Genomic DNA, 1,979 nt, shown 5'->3' with positions numbered 1-1,979 from the left:
GAGGGAGGCGCCCTTGGCTGAGTTCTACGAGACGCTCGACAGCGGCCGGGCGTTGCCAATCGGCAGCGCCGGTGAACGCTCAGGAGGATGGTGGGGCGTGTGGACGCTCATCGCGACTGAAGCTGCGCTCTTCGGCTATCTGATCTTTTCTTACCTTTATCTGAATTCCCAGTCTGTTCAGCATTGGCCGCCAGAAGGTATGCCCAAGCTCGGCATCGGCGGCGGCAACACCCTCGTGCTGTTGTCGAGCAGCGTTTTCGTATGGCTATGCGAGCGATGCGTTCGGAGAAAGCGCATCCGGCTTGGCGTGGCTTCGATGGTGGTGGGCATTGTGCTTGGGATCACCTTCGTCGGCATTCAGTTGAAGGAGTGGCACGACCACCCCTACGGCCCCACGTCGCACTTGTACGGCTCCCTGTACTTCACGATCACCGGCTTTCATCTGATGCACGTGCTGGTCGGCATCGTCATCCTGGTTTTGCTTGCGGTTTGGGTCGCGCTTGGATACTTCGACGAACGCCGCTGTGCCGCGCTTACGGTCGGCGGCCTTTACTGGCATTTTGTGGACGTCGTGTGGCTATTTATCTTCTCGACGCTGTATCTGTCACCTTACGTGCTATAGGGAAAAGCGTATGTCAACCTGCGCCATGTCTCCCGCTCAGTCTGCACGGCCCGCTTCCGAAAAGGACAGCACCCATCCTCGCCAAAGGTCGAATGTGCCGCCCTCGTTGAACACCAGCCATTTATGGTGGCGGATCCTCGCTGGCCTTATCGCAGCGCCGCTCGCCTGGATCGTGCAGATATGCATGTGCGAGGTGCTGGCTTCGCAGATGTGCACGTCCGCTGGTAGGGGACCGCTTGGGATGACAAGGCCGCAAGTGCTGGGTATGGTCGCGGGGGGCAGCGCGGCGGCCATGCTGGTTGCCGTGCTGGGCGCGCTTGCCGCGTGGTCGACCTGGCGTCTCGCCCGGCGCGCGCAGGAAGCTGCTCAATCCGCAGGGCCGGAGGGCGGTCATTGGTCAACGATTCTCCGCCGTACCCGATTCCTCGGGATGGTGGGCATCCTCGGAAGCGCGATTTTCTTGCTGGGCCTGCTCCTCACCGCGACCGCCGCGCTGGTGGTCTCTCCATGCGTGCAGGGGTAAGGTGATGGGCTCGATGCGGCACGTCATCTCGGCACTCGCGGCAGCAGTTTTTGTAGCCACTGCCGCGGTCGCCACCGTTAAGCTGGCCGCTGCCGCGGATCATGGCAGGGGCATGCCTGATGATCCGTCTTCAGAGACGGTCGCCGCACATGCCAATAACGACGACGCCGCGCTGATCGAGCGCGGACGTTATCTTGCGAGCGCGGCGGACTGCGCCGGATGCCATACGGCGCCCAAGGGGGGGGCGCCATTCGCGGGCGGCCTCGGACTGAACTCACCTTTCGGCACAATTGTGAGCAGCAATATCACGCCGGACCGTCAGTACGGCATCGGCCGCTACAGTTACGAGGACTTTGCACGCACGCTGAGGGACGGAATTGCCAAGGGGGATAAGCACCTTTATCCCGCTATGCCGTATCCTTCGTATTCAAAGATCACCAACGAGGACATGCGTGCGCTGTATGCGTATTTCATGGGTGGCGTGGCGCCCGTGCATGCCGCGCCGGCGCCCACGCGCTTGCCGTTCCCATTCAATCAGCGATGGGTGCTCACCCTCTGGAATCTGGCGTTCGCGCCGACAGGAGAATTCAAACCCCGCGACGGACGAGACGCGCAATGGAACCGAGGCGCGTATCTGGTCCAGTCGCTTGGGCATTGTGGGGCTTGTCACACGCCTCGAGGTCCCGCCTTTGAGGAACGCGGCTATACGGAGGCGTCCAGTCTCTATTTGACGGGTGGCACCAACGATCATTGGTTCGCCCCGAATCTGACCACTGATGTTGGCTCGGGGCTGGGCCGCATTCGTGCGGAGGACATCGCCGCTTTCTTGAAGCA

3 protein-coding genes are annotated in these 1,979 nt (G+C 61.8%); all 3 read left to right on the top strand.

Going from position 1 to position 1,979, the window contains the following annotated elements:
• Positions 1-13: 13 nt before the first annotated feature.
• On the top strand, positions 14-622 hold the full coding sequence (locus tag AWB74_RS44210; RefSeq protein WP_061152757.1) for a cytochrome c oxidase subunit 3: 609 nt from the start codon (positions 14-16) through the stop codon (positions 620-622).
• A 241-nt stretch (positions 623-863) separates the two neighbouring features.
• Positions 864-1,145, top strand: a complete 282-nt coding sequence (locus tag AWB74_RS44205) for a hypothetical protein (RefSeq protein WP_143749540.1) — start codon at positions 864-866, stop codon at positions 1,143-1,145.
• A gap of 13 nt (positions 1,146-1,158) precedes the next feature.
• A partial coding sequence (locus AWB74_RS44200) for a c-type cytochrome (protein ID WP_143749539.1) occupies positions 1,159-1,979 on the top strand: 821 nt, incomplete at its 3' end.

The sequence above is a fragment of the Caballeronia arvi genome (assembly GCF_001544695.2).
Taxonomy (GTDB): Bacteria; Pseudomonadota; Gammaproteobacteria; order Burkholderiales; family Burkholderiaceae; genus Caballeronia; species Caballeronia arvi.
Note: the sequence above shows the minus strand (reverse complement) of the source record. Positions and strands in the feature narration are given on the sequence as shown.